General features: G+C 65.2%; 12 protein-coding genes. 10 read left to right on the forward strand and 2 right to left on the reverse strand.

What is annotated here, in order from left to right:
• The first annotated feature begins 136 nt into the window (after positions 1–136).
• Positions 137–1,054, forward strand: a complete 918-nt coding sequence (locus tag Q0937_RS08790; RefSeq protein ID WP_299302528.1) for a M23 family metallopeptidase — start codon at positions 137–139, stop codon at positions 1,052–1,054.
• 155 nt (positions 1,055–1,209) lie between these two features.
• Here the strand turns inward: Q0937_RS08790 and Q0937_RS08795 are convergent, their stop codons facing one another.
• Positions 1,210–2,256, reverse strand: a complete 1,047-nt coding sequence (locus Q0937_RS08795; RefSeq protein ID WP_299302531.1) for a hypothetical protein — start codon at positions 2,254–2,256, stop codon at positions 1,210–1,212.
• Between the two features lie 440 nt (positions 2,257–2,696).
• Between Q0937_RS08795 and Q0937_RS08800 the strand changes: the two genes are divergently transcribed.
• The 7 genes from Q0937_RS08800 to Q0937_RS08830 all read left to right on the forward strand — a co-directional run bounded on the left by Q0937_RS08800 (position 2,697) and on the right by Q0937_RS08830 (position 17,535).
• Positions 2,697–3,950, forward strand: a complete 1,254-nt coding sequence (locus Q0937_RS08800; RefSeq protein WP_299302533.1) for a glycosyltransferase — start codon at positions 2,697–2,699, stop codon at positions 3,948–3,950.
• Between the two features lie 34 nt (positions 3,951–3,984).
• A complete protein-coding gene (locus Q0937_RS08805; protein WP_299302535.1) occupies positions 3,985–5,697 on the forward strand; it encodes a heparinase II/III family protein in 1,713 nt (570 codons plus the stop codon).
• A 261-nt stretch (positions 5,698–5,958) separates the two neighbouring features.
• Entirely contained in the window at positions 5,959–7,212 is a 1,254-nt protein-coding gene (gene wecC, locus Q0937_RS08810; RefSeq protein ID WP_299302538.1) for a UDP-N-acetyl-D-mannosamine dehydrogenase, read from the forward strand.
• A 271-nt stretch (positions 7,213–7,483) separates the two neighbouring features.
• Complete coding sequence (locus Q0937_RS08815; RefSeq protein ID WP_299302541.1) at positions 7,484–12,178, forward strand: glycosyltransferase; 4,695 nt, start codon at positions 7,484–7,486, stop codon at positions 12,176–12,178.
• Positions 12,179–12,222: 44 nt separating this feature from the next.
• Complete coding sequence (locus Q0937_RS08820) at positions 12,223–13,956, forward strand: heparinase II/III family protein (RefSeq protein WP_299302544.1); 1,734 nt, start codon at positions 12,223–12,225, stop codon at positions 13,954–13,956.
• 43 nt (positions 13,957–13,999) lie between these two features.
• A complete protein-coding gene (locus Q0937_RS08825; protein WP_299302547.1) occupies positions 14,000–15,835 on the forward strand; it encodes a hypothetical protein in 1,836 nt (611 codons plus the stop codon).
• Entirely contained in the window at positions 15,835–17,535 is a 1,701-nt protein-coding gene (locus Q0937_RS08830; protein ID WP_299302550.1) for a DUF6270 domain-containing protein, read from the forward strand. The genes Q0937_RS08825 and Q0937_RS08830 overlap by 1 nt, the downstream gene beginning before the upstream one ends.
• A gap of 145 nt (positions 17,536–17,680) precedes the next feature.
• Here the strand turns inward: Q0937_RS08830 and Q0937_RS08835 are convergent, their stop codons facing one another.
• The gene (locus Q0937_RS08835; protein ID WP_299302553.1) at positions 17,681–18,445 is read right to left on the reverse strand and encodes a hypothetical protein; all 765 of its coding nucleotides are present in this window, start codon (positions 18,443–18,445) and stop codon (positions 17,681–17,683) included.
• A 445-nt stretch (positions 18,446–18,890) separates the two neighbouring features.
• On the opposite strand from Q0937_RS08835, the gene Q0937_RS08840 reads away from it, so the two are divergent.
• Together Q0937_RS08840 and Q0937_RS08845 are read left to right on the forward strand one after the other, a co-directional pair.
• A complete protein-coding gene (locus Q0937_RS08840) occupies positions 18,891–20,957 on the forward strand; it encodes a hypothetical protein (protein WP_299302555.1) in 2,067 nt (688 codons plus the stop codon).
• 584 nt (positions 20,958–21,541) lie between these two features.
• Positions 21,542–23,431: an FkbM family methyltransferase gene (locus Q0937_RS08845; RefSeq protein WP_299302558.1), complete on the forward strand. Its 1,890-nt coding sequence runs from the start codon at positions 21,542–21,544 to the stop codon at positions 23,429–23,431.
• Position 23,432 lies beyond the last annotated feature (1 nt).

Genomic DNA, 23,432 nt, shown 5'->3' on the forward strand with positions numbered 1-23,432 from the left:
CAGCACCACCCATCGTGCCGGTCAGGGACCCGTTCCTTCATCCCCGCTCCGTGACTACAACGTCATGACCCGCAACAGCTAGGTCTGCGGCACGTACGGTGCAGGGAGCCCGCTCTTCTCGTGACAAGGAACCCCTGTGGCTCTTCTGCTCCGCCTCTCCGGTCCCGCGATCGGGCTCGGCGCGGTGCTGATCATCGTGACCGTCTCCTTCGGTCATGGGATCGGGCCGCTGTACCTGGCGGGCGTTTCGCTGCTGGTGCTGGGGATGGCGGGGCAGGTGCTCCGGGCCCGGCGCCAGCGCCCGACCGAGGAGCGGGATCCGCTGCTGATCGGGACGCCCGTCACCGGGCGGTGGCGGGGCCTGAACTCCCCCGCCTCGAAGGTCCCCTCGCACATGCACGGCCTCGCCCAGACCTACGCCCTCGACATCACGCACGAGCCGCCCGGCGCCCCGCCGCGGGCGATGGACTGGCTGTGGCCGCAGATGCGCCGCCCGCAGGAGTTCCCGTCCTTCGGCCGGCCCGTGCTCGCTCCCTTCGACGGCGTGGTGGTCGCGGCGCGAGGGACGAGCCGGGACCATCGCACGCGCCTGTCCCCGCTGGGGCTGATCGTCATGCCCCTCGAGGGCTTCGTGCGCAGCCTGGGCGCGCCCCGGCATTTGCTGGGCAACCATGTGCTGCTGCGCGCGGACGCCGACAGCGCCAGCAGGGCAGCGGGGGCCGACGGGCCGGCGGGTGGGCCGGCGGACGGCTCGGCCGGCGACAGCACACCAGACGCCAGCACGCCCGCCGACACTGTGATCGCCGTGCTGGCGCACCTGCGTAGCGGCTCGCTGCAGGTGGCGCCCGGCGAGCGGGTGGTCGCGGGGCAGCAGATCGCCGAGTGCGGGAACTCCGGCAACTCCTCGGACCCGCACGTGCACTTCCAGCTGATGGACGGCCCGGACATCACCACGGCGCACGGCCTGCCGTTCGAGTGGGAGTACCTCGGCGAGGACGGTGCCCCGAGGCGCGGGGTGCCGGCGAACGAGGAGCTGTTCGACGCGAGAGGCTGACTCCCCTCACCGCCCGCGGGCGAGCTGCTGATCCCGAGGCTCCACGCCGAGATCGCGGCAGAGCACGGGGCGCAGCGGGAGGTTCTCTTTGGGATCTGAGCCGAGGGATGCGGCCGAGGGACGCGGCCGACGGACGTGGAGGAGGAACGCCGGCGCTACTCCCCCACTCCGACGAGCGACGAGTTCGAACGATGCACGACCACCGGCGCGGGCCCCTCGTTGTGCACGCTCACACTCAACCGCACGATCTCTCCGCACGGATCCTGGCGCAGCGACTCGACGAGCTCGAGCGACAGCATCCGGTGATGCCTCCAGATATCGATGTGGTCCGGCGTCGTCGACTCGGTGCCCAGGACACCACACACCGCTCCGCTCGCATCGACCAGCGCAGCCTGCAACTCGGCGCTGACGGTGCTGCCGTCCTCATCGAGGGTGGCTTCCGAGCACCAGGCGCGACCGTCTTCGCGGGAGCCATTGAGGCCGGTGCAGGCGGTCAGGTGGAGCGTGGTGAGTGCCTGCAGCTCATCCTCATCAGCGGCCTCCAAGGGCAAGTCCACCGTCATGACCACTTCGTCGGCTCCGACGGCGATGGTGCGGGGAAGCCCCTCCTCCGAGTTCTCGAGCGCCTCCCCGTCCACGGGTTCGGCGCGCCAGGTGCCCTCGATTTGGAAGGTGGTGCCATCGGAGGCGACGTCATCGTAGGGGGCGGAGGCCTTGATGCTGCAGTCGATCGCGCCGTCCTCGGGCACGCTGATGATCCCCTGATTGCGGTACGTCGTCTTTTCGCCGGTGAGCATGTTCTGGGTGCCGCCCACGGAGATACCGGGACCGCCCGCCTGTGGTGAGCAGCTCAGCGTGATACCCAAGTACATGGAGCGGCCGCCGCTGCCCTCAGGTTTCATGCTTTCGAGGTCCATGGTCACCACGTAGGTGGCGCCGGTCTCTGCCCAGAAGGTGTTCTGCGCGAAGCGGGTCTCCTCGGGCACGGTGAGCGTGGCGTCGTCCACGGTGGAGACGGGGGCGAGGGGAAAGGGCGGCGGCGTGACCGGAGCAACCGACGGTTCCGGAGCGGTCTGCAAGGCGCCGTCTCCCTCACGGTTCAGCATCACAGCGAGAACCACCAGGAGCGCCACCACGAGGAGTCCTCCGAGGAAGTGCCGAACCCGGCGGCGACCTGCGGCGTGCGGGTCGACCTCGGTCATGGCCATCCTTCGGGGAGTCTGGGCTGCTGGCCCGTGCCACAGTACTGGGGCGCATGCTCGCGAGCGACGTCGAGGCGCTCACGATGCCCTCTAAGATGAGCGCCAGCCCATTCCCACCTCGGAGGTCCGCTGTGCCCGTCCCGTTATCCAAGAGCATTGCGTCTCTCCGCAAAGCCTTCTGGCATTTCCGGCATGGTGGTGCCGCACAGGTCAAGCTCTGGTGGAGCCGTGAAGATTCGACGAAGCTGGCCTCATTCCGCAAGGGTCTCTGGCATCTTCGTCATGGCGGCATCTCGGGGTTCCGCACCTGGCGAAGCCGTCAGTCCACGCGGCGCGCACAGCCGTCGGGAGCGGAGGGAGAGCGGTCGGGAGCGAACGCGAGCTCGGGATCTGGAGTCCGCAACTCCGACCTGGCACGTGAGGGGTTCCCCTTCCCCGAGATGCGCCCCGAGCCGGAGTACGCACCGCGGCAGGACCACGTGCTGTACATGCTGCACAACGCCCTCCCCCACCACTCCGGTGGCTATGCGACCCGCACGCACGGTCTGCTCACCGAGCTGAACCGTGCTGGCTGGGATGTGGACGGCGTGACGCGCCTGGGCTACCCCTATGACATGCCGAAGATGGCGGATGTCCCCGATCTGCCGCTCCACGAGCGCGTGGGCGACGTCGACTACCACCACCTGCTCACGGGTCGCCAGATCGAGAAGAAGAACCCGATGTTCGACTACACCGAGCGGTACACGGAGGCATTGCTCCCTCTCGCCCGGGCGGAGCGCGCGGCGATCCTCCACGGGGCCTCGAACCATTGGAACGGTCTGGCCGCGGTGAAGGCCGGCCGCGTCCTCGGGATCCCGTCGGTCTACGAGGTGCGCGGGCTGTGGGAGGTCACCCGAGCATCGCGAGATCCCGAATGGGGTCGCAGCGACCAGTACAAGTACCTCGCACGGATGGAGGCGGACACCGCTCGGGGCGCCACTCGGGTACTCGCGATCACCGAGGCGCTCAAGGCCGAGCTGGTGGACCGCGGCGTCGACGCCGACAAGATCACCCTCGTCCCCAACGGCGTGGACTCCGAGCGCTTCACCCCCATCCCCCGCGACGAGGAGCTCGCCGCTCAGCTCGGGGTCACTGGCAGGACAGTGATCGGCTATGTGGGCACCGTCGTGGACTACGAGGGCCTGGACCTCCTGCTGGACGCCGCCCGCGCGCTGCGCCGGACCCGCGAGGACTTCCATGTCCTGATCATCGGTGACGGCGCCAAGCTCGAGGAGCTGAAGCACCGAGCCGCAGCTGATGAGCTCGACGATGTTGTCACCTTCACCGGGCGGGTGCCGCACGAGGACGTGGAGCGCTACTACTCGATCATCGACATCACCCCGTTCCCCCGCCTCCCGCTGCCGGTGTCCGAGATGGTCTCCCCCCTGAAGCCCTTCGAGGCGATGGCGATGGGAAAGGCAGTGGTCGCCTCCGACGTGGCTGCGCTGGCTGAGATCGTCACCCCAGGAGTGAATGGTCTGCTGCATGAGAAGGGCAGTGCCGAGTCGTTGACCGAACAGCTCTCGACCTTGCTCGACCAGCGGGACCAGGTCCAGCTGCTCGGCGAGCGGGCCCGTCACTGGGTCGTGGAGAACCGCGACTGGCGGCAGCTCTCGGCGCGAATCGCCGAGGTCTACTCCGAGGTGACCCGCTGAACATCTCGATGCTCCTTCGACGGACGGCTGGCCGATGACTCTTGATCTACTCGCGGCGACCCGCCAGGACTTCGTCACCTCGTTCCGCCCGGCAGATGTGAAGCAGCTGCTCGCTGGGCGACTTCATATGTCACCCCATCCGGCGTGGACCCTCCCAGAGGAGCCCACCTGGAAAGAGGACCCGTTCACAGACAGGAACTGGACCTTCCAGTACCACATGCTCCGTTGGTTGGACCCGCTGCGTCGCGCCGCGGCGAAGGGTGACCAGCGGGCGTACGCGATGTGGTGGCGATGGACAAAGGACTGGGTGGAGAAGAACCCTCGTTCAGCACCTCAGTCGCCATGGGCCTGGACTGACATGTCCGACGGGATCCGCGCGCAGCAGCTCTGCCTCGCCTCTCCACTGATCGCGAAGCAGGACCCACAGCAGCTGGGGTGGCTCGAAGCCGCGATCCGTGACCATGCCGAGCACCTCGCCGACCCGAAGTTCATGGGAAACGCGAACCATGCCCTGCACCAGCAGGAATCGCTCTTCGTCTGTGGCCGCGTGCTGGGAGACGAAGACTTGTGGACGCTCGCCGCCGACCGCATGAGCGCTCTTCTGCACGAGCAGTATGACGAGCAGGGCGTCAATGCCGAGGGCGCCGTCGCGTATCACTACAACAACTACCTGTGGTGGGAGCGTGCGCTCAAGCGCTTCGATGCGGAACGGATGCCCCGCCCAGATGGCGCGGACCGTCACCTCCATGCCCCCGAGGAGATCGCCCACGCCACACGGCCCGACGGGACGCTGGTCTCCATCGGGGACACCGATCTTCAGAATCCGAAGATGATCGAGAGCCCGTTCACAGCGTTCGTGACGACCAACGGCAGATCAGGCACCGCTCCCAAGGACCGGGTGAAGGTCTATGACGCGGGCTACGTGTTCGGTCGCAGCGGCTGGGGCACTCGATCGAGACCCTACGCCGACCAGGCCTTCTACTCTCTCCGCTTCGGACCGTCGCGCCGAGTGCACGGTCACCCCGACGGAACGTCTCTCACCTATTCGGCAAGCGGCGTGAACTGGATTGTCGATCCCGGGAAGTACCAGTACGACAAGAGCGCAGCGCGTGCCCACTTCACGTCTCGCGCCGCCCACTCCGTGCTCACGATTGAGAACCGCAAGGTCTTCAAGAACGCCGATGTCCAGCTGATACGCCAGTTGACCACGTCCCGGATCCACGACTTCCTCCTCGAGGACAACAGCTTCTCCGGCGTCGAGCTGCGCCGCCGGGTCCTCTTCTCCGTCACCGGGGAGTACCTCGTCGTCATCGACCACGTGGCATCGAAGCGAAAGGTGACCGGGACCCAGCGTTGGCAGCTGGGCCCGACTGTCGATACGACGTTGGGGGACCACCGAGTCGAGCTCGCCTCGGGCGATCGCCGCGGGGCTCTGTGGTTCGACCAGGAACCACTCGAACTGTCGACGGTCACCGCTCAGGATGAGCCGTTCGATGGGTTCGTCTCGACCGGGTGGAAGAAGATGGCGCCGGCGACGGCCGTCCTGGCTCGACGCTCCGGCACGGAACTCCGCTTCATCACCGTGCTCGCTGCTGGCCCGGGCGGCACACCGACTGTCGAGCCCGTGCCCTTCGGCCAACCTGACTGGATCTGCTTGGATATTGATACCGGCAGGCTCCGCGAACGGATCCTGATCTCCCCGACGGCGGCGTCCTTCCCCGCCGTCCCGTCGATCACGCGGCTGTGAGACGACATGACACGGTCAACGGGTCGCGCGCCAGGTATCCAGTGGGCAAGCTCAGAAATGACCGTCCCTCGGGAGAGCGCGTTTCCTGCGGAAACGCGAAGGAACCCCCATTCCACGGTTACCTCGCAGTCATTTTTTGTGCAGGTGTCGCGATGATGTTGTCTAGATGACAATCGACCCGCTCCAGGCCGCCCGGGTACGTCCGCAAGATACGGTGCTCTGGTCAAGCCCTGTCCCCACCCTCATGTCCAGGAGTTCACGATGAGCCCGAACGCTCCCCTCGATACCGTCAGCGTCATCGGCCTCGGCTATATCGGCCTGCCGACAGCCGCAGTCCTCGCGCAGGCAGGCAAGACGGTCATCGGGGTCGACGTGAAGCAGTGGAACGTCGATGCGATCAACGCGGGCACCGTCCCCTTCGTCGAGGAAGGACTCGAGACCGTCGTCGCAGGAGTCGTCGCTCAGGGCAAGCTCTCTGCACAGCTGGAGACGCCGAAGGCTGATGCGTACATCGTCTCTGTGCCCACCCCGTTCAAGGGTGACCATGACGCGGACCTCTCCTACATCGAGGCTGCCGCTCGCGGGATCGCCCCTCAGCTCTCCGGTGGTGAACTGGTGGTCCTCGAATCCACCGCCCCTCCCGGAGCGACCGAGCACATGGCCCAGGTGATCCTCGATGCCAGGCCCGAATTCACCCTCGAGCCGAATCTCACCAACTCCCTCTACTTCTCACACGCCCCTGAACGGGTTCTCCCCGGTCGCATCATGATCGAGATGGTCGAGAACGATCGCATCATCGGCGGCATGACCAAGGAAGCCGCGGAGATGAACCGCGAGCTCTACGCGAGCTTCTGCCGCGGCGAGCTGCTGCTCACGGATGCGAAGACGGCAGAGATGGCGAAGCTGACCGAAAACGCCTTCCGCGACGTGAACATCGCCTTCGCCAATGAGCTGTCGATCATCGCTGATCGTCAGGGCATTGACGTGTGGGAGCTCATCGAGCTCGCCAACCACCACCCCCGCGTGAACATCCTCCAGCCCGGCCCGGGCGTGGGTGGACACTGCATCGCCGTGGATCCGTGGTTCATCGTCTCTGCTGAGCGCGAGCACTCCAATCTCATCCGCACGGCCCGCGAGGTCAACGACTCCAAGCCCGAGCTCGTGATCGAGAAGGTGCTCGAGAAGGCTGACCGCTTCAAGAACCCGACCGTCGCGGCCCTCGGCATTGCGTTCAAGGCCAACATCGACGATCTGCGCGAGTCCCCGAGCCGCAACATCGCCGGGGCTCTCGCCGAGAAGCTCACCGATGGCACCGTTCTCGTCGTGGAGCCGAATGTGGATGAGCTCCCCGCTGAGCTCGCCGCGAAGGACAACGTCGAATTGACCGAGCTCAGCTCCGCCCTCGAGCGCGCTGACATCGTGCTGCTGATGGTGGATCACACTCCCTTCAAGGAGGTCGACCGCGATCTCCTCAAGGAGAAGATCGTCATCGACACCAAGGGCCTGTGGCGCTGACTGCCACCGCTCCTCCGCGGCCCGCCCCTGCCTCAAATTGATGCGGTCTCCGCGCATCGTGGGGCAGTGGTGTGCCCCGCTGCCTGCAAAGCGCCGCTCTGCAACTTTGAGCGCTGTCACTTGCGGTCCTCCGATGCACTGTCAGCCTGGACAGTAGATTCAGACCTATCGCGCTCTGCTCACGAGACCTGAGGCCTCGGACGATGCGTCCGATCATCGGCCGCTGACGCCTGCCCTTCCCACCGCTCCCTGGACTGATACGGAACGAGTCATGAACTACGACGAGACCCGCCCTGACGATGAGATTCAGCTCCTCCGCGCCCAGGAAGCGATGTCCGATCCGGTCTCCTTCCTCCGTCGTTTCGAAGAACTCGCCGCTCACGACCGCCGCCAGAGGCAGCAGATCAAGACTCTGGAGACGCAGCTCAAGTCCGCTGCGAAGACGGCGGAGACTGCCACGCAGCAGAAGGTGACGATTCGTCGGCTCGAGCAGAAGCTGCAGAAGCTCGAGCAGATGCATCGCACCAAGCGGGACGAGCTCCTGGAGCGACTGACAGACGCACAGAAACGACACGTGGAGAGCGTGCGGGAGAGCCGACGGCTTCGTGAGGACCTCGAGCGGGTGCGCGGGTCACGGACATTCCGCGTCGGCAAGGCCGTGCTGAGCCCCACCAAGATCTTCCGCGGATCTGCGGCGGCACCGGTCGAGGACCAGCCTCCGGAGCTGCTGCCCGCGACGGCTGTGGGCGATGCAGCACTCATGCCTGCGTCTGAGGCGATGGCGCCTGGGGCTCCGCAGCCTGCTGTCATCGAGGCTGCTGACCAGCAAACCACTTCGCCACGGGCCGAGATCGTTGCGCAAACCCCGCAAGTTACGTCTCCCTCGATTCCCGCCGAGGCACCGGCAGCGGAGGAACCCGCGTGTGAGTCCAAGCTCCCGGTGGGTCAGCGCGATCTGGAGACCCTGCGCCATGAATTCACGGTCAATCCGGATCCGGTGACCTTCTATCGGGTCCTGAACCGCAGCTGGTACGGGCACGGCATGATCGACGAGCCCGCGCAGCTGATCCTCGATCACCCCGAACTCGTCGATGCGCTCGCTGAGCGGGAGCGGTCGATCACCGACCGAATCCTCGGCGACCATCGGCTCCGCCATGTCGGCGTCCCGGTGCCTCCACGCACGGAGGGGATCGCCTACCTGCCCGAGCCCGAGCGGGTCATGTACTGCGTGCACTCCACTCCGGCGTTCAACTCCAACGGGTATTCAACGCGCACCCGCGGCGTCGCGAACGGGTTCCACCATTCAGGCACCGACGTGCGCGTCGTCGCACGCGCCGGCTATCCATGGGATACCCGCGCCGATGTGCCCAAGCCCGCCGCGGCGCGCACGGTGCGCACCCTCGATGAGGTGCCGTACGTGCATCTCCCCGGCACCGGTCTCGGCACCGTCCCCATGGATCGCTATCTCATCGAAGCCGCCGATGCTTTCACCCGCGAAGCACTGCTCCAGCGCCCGTCAGTGATCCAGGCCGCGTCGAACTACCGGACCGCGATGCCCGCCCTGATCGCAGCCCGACGGGTCGGCGTTCCCTTCGTCTACGAGATCCGCGGCTTCTGGGAGATGTCGCAGGCTGCGGATAAGCCGGCGTGGGACGGCAGCGAGCAGTACCGCACCATCGAGCAGCTCGAGACTCAGCTCGCAGGGGAAGCGGATCACCTTCTCGCGATCACCCGCCAGGTGAAGGACGAGCTCCTGCGCCGAGGGATCCCCGAGCACAAGATCACCGTCGCCCCCAACGCTGTGAACACGGACGAGTTCGTGCCGCTCCCCAAGGACGCCACCTACGCGAAGTCCCGGAAGATCCGCACTGACGTCCCGGTGATCGGCTTCGCCGGAAGCATGGTCGGGTACGAAGGTCTCGCCACCCTCCTCGAGGCGTCCTCCACCCTCTCGAGCCAGGGCGTGGAGCATCAGGTGGTCATCGCCGGCTCCGGCCCGGCGGATAAGGACCTGCGTGCGCTGCGCGCAGAGCTCGGCGCGCAGGACGTCATGTTCGTAGGGCGGCGTCCGATCGAGGAGATGCCGCGCCTGCTGAGCACCTTCGACATCGTGCCGTTGCCTCGCCTCTCCCTGCCGGTGACCGAGATGGTGTCGCCGCTCAAGCCGCTCGAGGCGTTCTCCACCATGAAGGCGGTGCTGCTGTCCGATGTGGCGCCGCATCGGGACCTCGCCGGGGAGGCAGAAGGCCGGGCACGACTGTTCCGAGCTGGCGATGCGGAGTCCCTCGCCGACGCTCTCGCGGAGATGATCTCCGATGCGGATGCACGGCGGGACCTGGGACGTTCGGCCCGTCTCTGGGTCCTCGACGAGCGCACCTGGACCACCGTCGCCCGCACGATGAGCAGTGCTCACCGCTCGGGCGTTGCCGACCATGCGGCCTCGGTCGCGCCGATGAGCGTTGGCCTCGGCGACGTCACGATCGGCCTCATCGCCGATGAGTTCACCACCAAGTCGATCTCCGCCTCGGTGAACACCGTCGCCATCGACCGTGAACGTTGGCTCGCCCAGCTCGAGCAGGATCCGGTCGATCTCGTGCTGGTCGAATCCGCCTGGTCCGGGAACAACGGGCAGTGGCATCGTGCCGTGGGCGCGTACGAGCCCCATGAGCATCAGGACATTCAGGATCTGCTCGGCTACTGCCGCGAGAACGGGATCCCGACCGCCTTCTGGAACAAGGAGGATCCGATCCACTTCCAGCGGTTCGAGGCGACCGCTGCGCTGTGCGATCACGTGTTCACCACCGATGGCGGAATCATCGGCCGGTACCTGGCCACCCCGGGCTCAGTCGCACGCACTGTCTCCTCGATGCCGTTCTACGCGCAGCCCGCGATCCACAACCCGCTGCCCACCGAGCGCCCCTACCGCCACACGGTCGCCTACGCGGGCACCTATTACGGTGACCGGTACAAGGAACGCTCACGGGATCTCTACCGCATGCTGGAGGTCGCAGCAGGGTTCGGACTCACGATCTATGACCGGCAGGCCGCCTTCCCGGACTCCCCCTACAAGTTCCCGCCGGAGTTCGCCCGCTTCAGCGACGGGGCGCTGCCCTACGACGAGGTGATCGATTCCTACAAGTCTCACCTCGCCCATCTCAACGGCAACTCGGTGATGAACTCCCCCTCGATGTTCTCGCGGCGCGTGGTCGAGATCGCCGCGTGCGGCGGCATCGCACTCTCCGGCCCGGGCCGCGGCGTCGAGGAGACCTTCGGCGGGCTCATCCCCACCTCGAAGGACGCCCTGTTCTGGCGTGCCCTCCTCCACTCGTGGTCCACGGATCCGGTGGCGCGGGTGCGCGAGGCCTGGCGGCAGATGCGGGCTGTGCACCGTTCACACACAGTGCTGACTGCGATGACGCTGCTGCTGCGCACAGCCGGGGTACCGGTACGGGCACCACAGCTCGACGACTACGCCGTGGTGCTCACCGCGAGCTCGGCCGAGCTCATCGACGGGATCCTCTCGCAGTCGTACCGCCCGCGTGAGGTGTTCGTCCCCGGCGGCCCTTCCGAGACCACGCTGCGGCTGGAGGATGCCGGGATCACCGTTCGCGACTCCTCCGAGGCAGGCCAGTCGAGCTCTCGCTGGATCGGGCTGATGGATGCTCCGCTCCCCCGCACCTGGTTCGAGGATCTGCTCCTGTCCACCCGCTTCGGGACCTGGGCCCGCATCGACACGGAGAGTGCCGGCGCTGATTCCGTGGGCCGCACCCTCGCCGCGCCCGGCAGCTCGGAAGGCTCCGCCACGGGACTGGTGGCCACAGAGATCTCGAACGGATATCCCACGGTGGAGGCGGCATTGCGTGCTCGCGCCGAGGATGCCGTCACGCTCCTGGTGGCCTCGCCCCGCGCAGAGGAGCTCACCGTCCACGCCGCAGCGGACAGCCCGGCGTTGGACGCTCCCCCCGTCGCGCCCCAGACGATCATCGTGGCAGGCCACGACCTGAAGTTCGCCGGGCCGCTGATCGATGCCCTCACATCTGCTGGCCATACGGTGCTGATCGACCAGTGGGAGAGCCACACCCATCACGACGAAGAGCGCTCTCTCGAGCTGCTGGCCCAGGCCGACACCGTCTTCTGCGAATGGGGGCTCGGCAATGCCATCTGGTACTCGAAGCATGTGCGACCCCAGCAGCGGCTCGTCGTGCGGGTGCACTCCCAGGAGCTGTTCCGCCCCTATCTGAGCCGGGTCGATCACTCCCACGTGGACCGTTATATCTTCGTGGGAGAGCTGATCCGCCGCGCGGCGGTGCAGGGGCACGGGGTGCCGGCGGCGAAGACTCAGCTGGTCCCGAATTTCGTGCGCACCGAGGACTTCCACCTCGAGAAGCACGCTGGCGCTGCCAAGACCATCGGGTTCGTGGGCATCGTCCCCCGTGCCAAGCGGCTGGACCTCGCAGTGGATGTGCTCGCGAAGCTCCTCGAGGAAGATCCGGAGTACCGCCTGGTGATCAAGGGGCGGCGCCCGGAGGAGTTCCCCTGGATGGTGAACCGCCCGGAGGAGATGGACTGGTATCGCCTGCAGTACTCCCGTATCGAGGAGATCAACGCCGCTCATCCGGGGGCGGTCATCTTCGACCCGCAAGGTGATGACATGGCCGAGTGGTATCGGAAGATCGGGATCGCGCTCTCGGTCTCGGACTTCGAGTCGTTCCACCTGACCATCGCCGATGGCGCCGCCTCCGGAGCACTCCCTGCCTCGCTGGCCTGGGCAGGAAGCGACTTCCTGTACCCACGGGAGTGGCTGAGCGCCACGATCGACGAGACGGTCGCGTCGATCCGAGCACGCCAGGACCTGGTGCGCAGCGAGCGTGAGGAGATCGTGAAGCGGTATGCGATGAACGCCTCGATGCCCGCACTTCTGGACGCCCTCGGCGCAGCTGATGCACAGACAGGGCATTCCTCATGAACGGCACGGATCCCGCGGCTCCCACCCGGCGCTTCTCTCGCGAGATGGCCACGCACCTCGCCTTCGGCGCGCCCTTCGCACCGACATCTCAGGATGCGCAGAAGGTCGCTGCCCTGGTCGCCGGAACTCTTGACCTCCCGCCGAACAAGTCCTGGAAGATGCCGGCGGAGATCACCTGGTACGAGAATCCGTTCAAGGAGCCGAACTGGGTCGCCCAGTTCCACATGCTCCGCTGGATCGATCCATTGCGCCGGCAGGCGGAGAAGGGGAATGTCGCCCTCCTCGACCTCTGGCTGCGTATCGCGGAAGGATGGATCGAGAAGAACCCTCCAGGTCGGGGACGCGCCAACTATTCCTGGGCCGACATGATCGAAGCTGCGCGGGCCATGACGTTCGCCTTCGCCCTCCCCGTGCTCGAGGACCATCACCCGGAGAAGCTGCCGATCTTCCTCGACTCGCTGGAGCAGCACGGTGAGTGGCTGGCGGAGGAGAAGCACATCCGCACCGGCAATCACGCGCTGCAGCAGCACCAGGGACTCCTGGTCATCGGGGCCGTGCTGGAGCGCCCGGAATGGGTCGAGCTGGCGGTGCAGCGAGCAGAGCAGATGCTCCATGAGTCGTATGACGATCAGGGGATCAACGAAGAGGGAGCAGTCCAGTACCACCAGATCAACTTCCTCTGGTGGAACGGCCTCGGGAAGCGGGTGCAGATCGCGACCGGCTCCACCCCGGACGCTTTCCAGCGGGTGGCCAAGGCTCCGCTCGCGATGGCCCATGCCACTCGCCCGGACGGCAGGTACGAGCTGATCGGTGACACCGAGGAGTTCACCCCTCGCGCGCTCGGCCATCCGGCGATCGACTACGTGAGCAGCGCAGGCACCAAGGGCATCCCCCCGTTGGACAGGGTGGCGGTGTTCGACTCGGGCTACGCCTACGGACGCTCCACCTGGGGGGACGCCCGCCAGCGGTTCAAGGACGCCTCCTTCTACAGCCTCCGATTCGGGCCCCAGAACAGGATCCACGGGCACGCCGACGGGATGGCGCTCACGCTGTGGGCCGGGGGCGAATCGCTGCTCGTCGACTCGGGAAAGTACGCGTACGACGCGAAGGATCCCTACCGGGCCCATCTGCTGAGCCGCGAGGCCCATAACTCGCTCTCGATCGCCGATGCTGAGTATGACAAGACCGCCGCCGTAGAACTGGTCACCTCGAGCACGCACGACGACTTCGAGCATTACCGCTTCGACGATCACGGCTATGCGGGCGTGCACCTCACACGGAACGTGCTCGTCTCGCTGCGCTGGCAGGTCGCGGTGCTGGTCGACTCGTTCACTGCCGACCGTGACGTCACGATGAGCCAGTGGTGGCACCTCTCCCCCGAGGCGAGCCACCGGCGCGAGGACCCTGCCATCATCGCCCGCACTCCGACCAACGAGCTTCGCCTCGCCTGGCTCGAAGACACCACCTCCCGGATCACCCGCGGCACGAAAAACCCCTACCAGGGCTGGTTCTCACCGACCTGGCGCAAGCTCGAGGAGACCCGCACCATCGAGGCGACAGCATCAGGGCGGTCGGGCCGCCTCATCACGGGGCTGAGCTTCTCCACTGCCGCTGCTCCTCGCTCCTTCAAGATCACGGCGGCTGATGAGCAGGAAGGCCTGCTCCTTCGCATGCAGCGTGGAGATAGTCAGATATTCACCGCGCTCGTCCAGGACTCTGCCGCAGCACTCACCCTCGGGGACCACACCGCGCCCGATATCGCGCTGGCCCTGAGATAATCGTTCACCCCTCCTGCGCCGCAGGGACCTCTGAGGAGTATTGATGCGTCTTTTCGTCGGAATTCGGACCAAGAACGATGTTCCTCGTTCCGAACGCGGTCCTCTGCGTGATGCTGTCCGTGCGGCGCAGGCCGCACTCGCTGCCGTGCAGCCATGGCCGGAGGAGAATACGACGCAGGATCTCCGCTGGATCCCCGGCGAGGGGAAGGTCGCCACGCTCTTCCGCTCCAACGAGGAGCCGCCCATCCCCGAACGGGAAGGGTGGATCGGAAACAAGGCACGCATCTGGTCCTGGTCGGGGATCATGGGCAGCGACCTGCATGCCGGCCTGAAAGCATCGAAAGCGGACTCCGTCGACGATGTCGCCGTCTGGTCGGGCATCGGCAGCTTCGCCCTGCTCGGCGCGACACCGGACACCCTGGTGGCCTTCACCAACCAGCATCGCTCCGAGGGGCTGTACTGGATCTCCACTCCCACGGCCGTGGTGGTCTCGAACTCCGCGGCCCTCCTGGCCGTCATGCGCGGCAATGGGACTCCGGAGTACAGCCGTATCGGCACTGCGGCGTTCCTCATGCATGGCCTGCCGTTCGCGGATGCGACGCCGTTCGCCGGAGTGCGCACGCTCGAGGCCGCAGCCAAGCTGATCTTGGACGACCGCACCGATGCCCGGATCGAGTTCGACGAGGTGGAGCAGGATGCCGCTGCCATCGACGTCCACGCCACAGCGGAGAAGATCGCAACGGGCCTCGTCGAATACGCGCGCATCCTCGCCGCCGGGTCCGGGGAGGTTGCTGCAGCGATCACCGGAGGCAAGGACAGCCGCTTGGTCGTCTCCACCCTGCATGCCGCCGGCATCGACTTCTCGACCTATACGAATGGGTTGCCCGAGAGCGGCGAATCAGCCGTGGGGACGCGTGTCACCGAAGCACTGGGCGTGGAGCACACGCTGCACACGCCGCCCGTGCGACGATCGGCCAGCGGGAAGTCGATCTTCGAGGCACGCCCGGAGGCCCAGGCATGGGCAACGCTGCGCTCCACCGGAGGTATGGGCAATGCCTTCACCGTGCTCCCGGACCCGTCTCGCGCGCATCTGTCCGTCACGGCGAAGACCAACTTCGGTGGTCAGGGTGGCGAGATCATCCGCGGGGGCTTCGCTCGGGAGCTTCCCACCGATCCGAGCAGCAGCGACGCCTTCACGGCGTTGACCTCGCGCTGGTTCAACAACAGGGACCTGCTCACTCCGCTTGCAGCCGAAGCCGTCATTGCTGACGTGCAGGAGCACCTGGACATCGCAGATCGCGACCCGGTCCAGGCCGCGTTCCTCGCCTATGTCACCAACCGCACCGGCCGCTGGCTCTCGACCATGCGACATGGAGAGTCCGTGACGGCATCGCACACGACCTTGCTGATCAACAATCAGATGATCCGCCAGCTGCGTTCGCTGCCCTCCTCGATGCTCCTCGGGGAACGGATCGCCCACGAGGTGATGTCGATCCTGGCTCCCGAGATCGTGGACCTGCCGTTCTTCCGGGATCGCTGGGCGTTCGAGAAGAACGGACCGGACGCGACGTACAAGCCCGAGAGCTGGGACGAGCGTGCGCCGTACACCGCGCACGATCAGCCCCGCGCGAACTTCAATTGGCGCGTCGCGTACAGCCAGCCGCTGAGCGCGTACTTCAAGCAGTTCGTCCTCTCCAAAGAATCGACTCTGCTCGATGACATCATCGATCGTGCCGCAGTGAGCGCGATGTTCGACGGCAAGAAGTACCGCGCACCCGCCGCCTGGGCGCTGTTCTCCGCGAAGTTCATGGCGAACGATCAGTGGTTGAGCACGGCCGCTCCCCAGGGTCAGATGATCGAGATCGAGGTTCCTTCCTGATGAGTTCCGAGTCCGAGACCACCTCCGCCGCTGAAGGTGACGACTCCGCGGCCCCGACGAATGTCTTCATCTGGGGAAGCTGCGTCAGCCGAGACACCTTCGGTTTCCTGCCCGAAGAATTCACCCTGACGCGATACGTCGCCAGGCAGTCGCTCATCAGCGCGGGCACGAATGCGAATTCTGTCCGCTCGCAGATCACGGATCCGGCGTCGAAGTTCCAGGCACGGATGATCCTCGGCGATCTCACGGGAGATCTGTACCGATCGCTCGAGCAGCATGCTGCGGAGACCGACATCGTGCTGGTGGATCTCGTCGACGAGCGCGGTGGAGTCATCGATTTCGGCGACGCCTATGCGACGAAGCTCAGCGAGTTCTGGGGTGCCGGCGGGCGTGATGCGTCACGCGGCGCGTCGCAGTTCCCCTTCGGCAGCGACGAGCACTTCGCACTCTGGCAGGAAGGGGCACGACGATTCGTCGGCGCGCTACGCGCCGCGGAGCTGCTGCCCCGCACACTTGTGCTCCACGCGCCGTGGGCCAGCGAGTTCGACACCGGCGAGCAGCTCGAGATCCAGAGCTGGATGAAGGACCCCGCCACCGCGAACCAGGAGTACACCCGGTACGTCACCTTCCTCCGCGATTGCGGACTGCAGGTGTCCGAGCTCCCCCCCGAACTTGCGAAGACCTCCAAGGACCACCAGTGGGGCCCCAGCCCGTTCCACTATCAGAACAGCGCCTACGAGTACTTCGCGAACGCCATCACCTCGGTGGCCAGCTCGGCTGCGGAGACCGCTCGACGAGAGCCATCCCCACGCCGCGACACGTCCGCGTGGGGCGATGGCGACTTCACCGATGTCTCCTCTCCGAGCGAGATTCCCGAGACGCTGCCGGAGTCGATCTATCTGACGATCTGGCACAACGGCTTCCCCCTGGACCTCTACGTCGAAAATCTCGGTGCTCCGACCACCCTGGTGAGCTTCCATGCGGCGCTCGGTGGATCCGGTCTCAAGCCGCCCATCTTCACGGGCCGCGCCATCAGCGCGGGCAGCGGGATGAACAGGATCTTCGTCTCGGATCCCGGGCTGCTCGCGGCAGACGACCTCGGCCTGGCCTGGTACCTGGGCACGAACTCGCTCAACCTCACCGCACTGCTCACAGAGGTGATCCGCGAGCTCCAGTCACGTATGAGCGCTAAGCACCTGGCGTTCTTCGGAATGTCCGGGGGAGGTTTCGCAGCGCTGAACTACTCTCTCGAGTTCCCGGGATCCCTCGCCATTCCCGTGAATCCGCAGACCCGCATCCTCGACTACGCCGAGATCCACTGGGATGCCATGGCTCGAGCGTGCTTCGGAGCGACGGACGTTGCGCAGTCCCGTGCGGCCCTGGAGTCCCATCCGCGGGCGGACCAGCGCACGCTGTACGCAGCTGGATTCGCCAACTCAGTGATCTACGTGCAGAACACCGCCGACGCGCACGTCTCCACGCAGCTCCTCCCGTGGTTCGAGGCCATCGGATGGCGGGAGAACGCCATGGTGCTCTTCGGCGACTGGGGGACAGGGCATGTCCCGCCCCCGGCTGCTGTGCTCAAACAGCTGCTCGCCACCATTGCCGCAGCAGACGGTGATTGGACTGCGCTGGCAAACACGTGGCGAGCTAGTGCACACCCGACGCGTGAGCTCGTGAAAGAGCGGACCGGGCGGTAATCACCGCTCGCCATGCCTGCAACGCCGGGAGCATCTCCCGGGACGCACGCATGCCCGACCACTGCAACGCCAACGGCGATGGGTGAGAACAGTCAGCCACCGCTGCTGCAGGCGTGATTCCCGGTAGGGGGCGGAACCAGCAAGATCACGGTCGATCGAGCGCTTCACGGATGAGGACTGTTGCGACGTCCTTGGCCAGCACCTGATGCCCCTGCGTAGCAGCGGTGATCACAAGCTCCGCCCGCGTCTTGCCGTAGTGCGGATGCTCACGCACTTGACCGATCAATGCGAGCTGTTCCTGAAACGACTTGTCGAGCTCGTTGGTGACGATCGTGAACGACGGGATATGGCCTTCATGGAGAAACCTTTCCCAGACGTCTACGCGTTCCGGATGCACCGCGTGCAGATCTCCGACCGACCCGTGAAGGACATGCTCCTCCACCTTCTTGATCGCGCCGGGGAACCAGCGTCGGAAGTCGATCTGAGGAACCTCCACGACAGCGCGGGAGTGCGTCACCGCTGCAGCACAGAGTGCGGCGAACCCTCCGAGAGATGAGCCGTAGAAGACGACACGGTCAAGCGGGACACGTCGCTGTTCTGCTTCCGCGGCGACGACCTCCGCGATCGCACGAATCGAATCTCGCTGGGCGTCGAGGTACCACGCGCCATCAGGAATGGTGCTTTTACGCAATGCCGGGTCAGCGAAAGCGAGGACGTGACTCTCAGGCCATGCCGTCGCCCAGGACCAGCGATGGAACGCCGGGAACCGGCGGTCCTCACGACCAGGGACGAGCGCATTCGACATCAGGACGACCATGCTGCCCGTCTGATCGTTCATCGACATGAAGTCAATGTCGAGACCGCTGCTTGTCGTCGTCGTTTCGTACGGCAGATGGGGCTGGGTTGTCACGCTCGAATCGTAGACGAAAGAAACTCAGGTAGGCCAAAGGCTGGCGTCACCTCCCCCGTCAAATGCGTGACGTAGGCCTTTTCACAACGACTGCCGGTGCCGAGTCATGCCGATCGTCAGCTCCATCCGCTCCTAGATGAGAGCCCTTGGCCGATCCCGTGCGCAGATCCGGATGGCACTCCGCGAAGTACCCCTGGAGTGGGCACCGAACTGGCCGTGGCTGCGGCACGAGACACTGGCCACAGGCGGGACAGAAGCGCCCAAGCATGTCCGCATTCGCTCACTACGCTCAGCCGTACGATCGAAGAATCCTCAAGCTCAGAAGGGGCCACCAGTGGACGATGAGCGCCGGCAGGGGCCACGCCGCCTCCCCTCTCGCCGTGCTCTCCTGACCGCTGGCGCAGTTGTCGGCGGAGGCGCTATCGCTGGCACCGTCGTCTCCCTTATGCAAAGCCAGCGCAGCCAGGACGACTCCTCGACACCGGCGGCCCCTGCACCATCGACCGCCACCGCCACTCCTTGGGCACCTCGTGACGAGCGCTTCCTGGCAACGCTGCAGGAGTCAAAGGGAGCTCTGTCGATTGCGCGAGAGTACCGTGGCGCGTTCCCTTCGATGAAGGTCCGTGATGTACTCCCACTGGGCGGGCTTGGTCAGGCAGACGCGCCATGGACGGCCGCTTCCATCATCGGGCCGTCGCATCAGCTCCAGATCACTCGTTCCGGTGAGTCCTCGCCGCATCTCCTGCTGGACATCCCGTTGGACCCACCTGCAGAGATCTTGTCGATGGCGTGGGACCCGGCGGCACGCACGCTGTATCTCTCGGCGCGCGGAACGCTCTGGGCCTGGAGATACTCGGCACCGAAAACGATCGAACCTCTCGTCGACATCCCTGGAGCGACGGCGCTGTACGAACTCCTGATCGATCCTCAGGGACTGATCTGGGGCGGGACGTTCCCCTTGGGAGCGGTCTTCTCAGTGGACCCAGCCACGAAGTCCGTCCACGTCTCCTCACAATTCGCCAGCGACTCCGAGTACGTCAGGCGGCTGACGATGGACGCCAAAGGACAGCTGTGGGCGGGCACTGGCGCCCTCAATCCCAGAATCTTCATGTTCCCCCGCACGGCGACCGCGTCGAGGATCGAGATACCGCTTCCAGAGCCGCTCGAGAGCGGGTTCATCACGGCGATCCGTGCTGGAACATCCAAGGTGCGCGTGACCACGGACGGCCGGCCCGACGTCTTCGAGCTGAATTCGAACTCCCGAACCTGGACTCGCAAATTCAGAGCCTCTGGCTGGGTCCGTACACCGTCGTCCACCATCCTCCACGACGACACCTACTACATGGCTCAGGGCACCGATTTGATCGCTTACCGCGGCGATGGCACCGCCAAGGTTGCCGAAGTCGCCACCGCCGTTGGCGCGACGCTGCACCTCTCCGATTCGGGACCCCTCCTCTCCGCGGCAACAACCGACGGCTTCTCGCTCTCACCGATACCGGAGGCTTCGGAGCGCGGCGAGCAGCCGGCCGACGTAAGTCTCGAGCCCGGGCGGTTCAAGGTGCAGAGCATCCTCGCGCCCACGGACTCCACCCTCTACGTCGGCGGGTTCATGGGGACTGGGATCGCCGGGATCGATCCCGATTCGGATGCGCGATGGCACTCCCCTGATGCTCTCGACATCGTCCATCAGGTCGAGAACATGATCAGCGTCGGAGCTGATCGTCTGTACCTCGGAACTTATAGCTGGGCCGATGTCATCAGCTGCGACACCCGCCGTCGGGACGACGTCTCGAGCTACGAGCGGATCGCCCGGTTCAGCACCAATTACGACCAGTCCCGGCCCTTCGGGCTGGCGACGAACTCGAGCAGCCTGTTCGTCGGGACCGTTCCGAACTACGGGCGTTCCGGGGGAATCCTTGCGAAGATCGACACCCAATCGAACACTCCCGAGTGGGTGCTCGACGGAGGCGGCAAGGGGTTCGTCGAAGGACACTCGATCGTCGGACTCGTGGCGGATGACGAACACGTCTACGGAACGACGTCGGTGCGGAACGGATCTGGCCTGGACGACACGGCCGGGCCTGCCCAGATCTTCATGCTGGACATCGCCGCCAAGAAGAAGATCTGGCAAACATCGCCGATCCCGAGCACTGGCGCGCTCTACACGCCGAAGCTCGTCGCCGGCTGGCTCCTCGTCGCCGATCTCGAGGGAATCAACATCATCGATCCTCGTACCGGCCTGCTCGAAGCGAAACATCAGATCAGCCCTGTCCTGAACTCCTCACAGCGCCCCGGCTGGAACTCGGCATCGCTCGAGATCATGGGCGATGGACACCAGGTCGCGCACTGCGCTGGTGGGACCGTCACGATCGCGGACTTCATCACGGGTGCGAGCTCACGGGTGGAACACGGTGGAGAGCAGGACGACAAGCTCGGGCCCAGGATCGCAGCGTCCCCCACCGGACGACTCTTCGCCGCGCGGGGTGCCGATGTAGTGGAAATCAGTCTCTAAGCATCGATCCACCGATGGGCTGGGTGCGGATGGTTGGCGCAAAAAAATAAGAATGCCCTTTTAGACAGGAAGGACATAATTTACATAAGACTCATATCGCCCACTCAAAAATGGCCTATCACAGATGCAGCTCTCTCCACTCCGGAATTTCCGAATTCTAGTATGACAGTGCGTCGAGAACGCATTGAGGGTCGTCGGGGAGGTCGGGCTCGGCGGGGATCCGCTGGCAGGAGAGGTTGGCGGTGATGTTCTGCAACGGGCGCGAAGTACGGATGATCTTGCAGATACTGAGCCCGTCCCTGCCCTTGCCTCTTGCAGAGGATGAACGACTTCAGCACCGCCCATCATGCTGGCCAAGAACCCGTCCCCCCATCACCAATCGGTGACCGCAAATTCATGCCCCTCAACGCCTAGACGTGCATCAGCCCATGTCGTCCTCTAAGCGGGCATCACACACCCCGGAGTCCCTGAACCGCTACCATCGAAACCGCATCCCTGGCAGTTGCGCGTTCTAGCTCTGACCAACGCACCTTCACCAGCCGCATCCCACCGGCTACGACACCCTTTCCTGGAGGTTCTCTCCGTTGGACTCCACATCCTCGTCGACAACGAGCCTCACCAACATTGAGGTCGACGGCACGACGTACTCGATCGACCTTCCGTTCGCGGGTACGGACCACATCCAGGGATCGATCCGGTCGACAGGGTCGCCTTATGAGCTTCAGATGCTTCGTGCCATGGCGGCCACCCTCAGTGAGGGCGACCTCGTCCTGGACGTGGGGGCCAACATCGGGAACCACACCCTGTTTCTCGCGACCGTCTGCGGAGCAGAAATAGTCGCGTACGAGCCGGACTCTCGACTGACCGAGGCACTGACAAGGTCGGTACAGGCCAACAGCCTGGGAGAGCGCGTCACCGTCCGCGCGGTCGCCGTGGCGGAAACGGCTGGCGAACTCGTCTTGGTCGACGACGTAGAAGGCAACCTCGGGGGACAGCACCTCGTCGCCGATTCGGATGCCAAAGGGCAACTTGTCCCTGTGGTTCGCCTGGACGACGAGATGCCAGACAGCACGGTGCGTGCTATGAAGATCGATGTCGAAGGCTTCGAGCTGAACGTCCTAGAGGGTGCACGAGAACTGATCGAACGTGATCACCCAGATCTGTGGATCGAATGCCTGGATGCCGATCACTACCGAAGCATCTCTGCGAAGATCGCACCGCAGGGATACCGATTCAACGGAGTTTTCAATCCGTCGCCGACGTACCACTTCGTCTATGATCTGCATCCGAGTGCGGAGAACGTCACCGCCGCAGTGGATCGGGCGGTTGAGAGGTTCTACGCCGATCACGCTTTGTTCGTGAACACCCGCGAATCGCTCCTGGCTGCGAACACAAAGTATCGAACCGTGACACAGCAGTACGTGGATCTCAGGGACCGCTTGTTCGACGAAGGCCAGGCGGGGCCGACTGTCGAAACGTCGAGTCTGGTCGCACTGCGCCAGGCCGAGGAGCGCTCCGCCGAGCTGCAGGTCCAGCTCACTCATCTTCTTGACGAGAAGCGTCGAATCATCGAGAAGAGTCGGGATCTGGAGGAGAGTCTCGCGGACGAAGCACGTCGGCTCCGGGTTGAGAAGAAGCGTCTCACCCGCATCGCTCGCCGCCGTGCCCGTCGTACCCGAGAGCGGCACCAGGCGGAGGTCGCCACCGTCACCGCCGCGGTCAACCAGCTTGCTGCAGATCTCACGGATGCGACTGCCGCCGGAGAATCCAGCGCAAAGGAACGGCTGGAAGCAGACCAGCGATCCAAGGAGCTTGCCCGCCTCGCAGCGCACAAAGACCGCCAGATAGCGGACCTGACCGAGAAGCATTCGCGGTATCGCGCCGACTTCAATTTCCTACGTGATCACATTTCCCGCACAGACTTCGCTCTTGAGCAGGTCGAAGCGAATCTCGAAGAGCAGACGGAGAAGTGCGCGGACTTGGAGGGGAGCCTCGAGAGCACGCAGAAATCACTAGCGGACTCCACCCGCCGCGTCTCCGATCTCGAAAAGAGAGGTGCGACTCTGATAAGGGCACGGGATACGCAGATCAAACTTGCGGAATCCCACGCCCATAGAGCTCTTTCAGAGACCGTTGAGAGGGAAGCTCTTCAGGGAGAGCTCGCGTCAGCCAAGAATCAGCAGCGCATCCTCACCCGGGCACGAGACGCCCAACGCAGCATGGTCGATGAACTCCGCGAAACCCTTGCTGAGCGCGACGACGCGCTTCAGCGGACGTCTGAAGAGGGGGCCGGCCACCGCGCACGTGCTGATGCTTTGGAGGTCAAGTTGGCGGAGGCAAGTACTGCACTGAGCCAGCTCCGGGGAAGTCGCACGTACCGTGCGGGGAAGGCATGGCGGGATGCGGCGACCTGGAGCGGATTCTGGTTACTGGTGCCGCGACTAATGAAGATCGCCTTCGAGAGGAGCCACTGAC

This window comes from uncultured Brachybacterium sp. (assembly GCF_947500705.1).
Taxonomy (GTDB): domain Bacteria; phylum Actinomycetota; class Actinomycetes; order Actinomycetales; family Dermabacteraceae; genus Brachybacterium.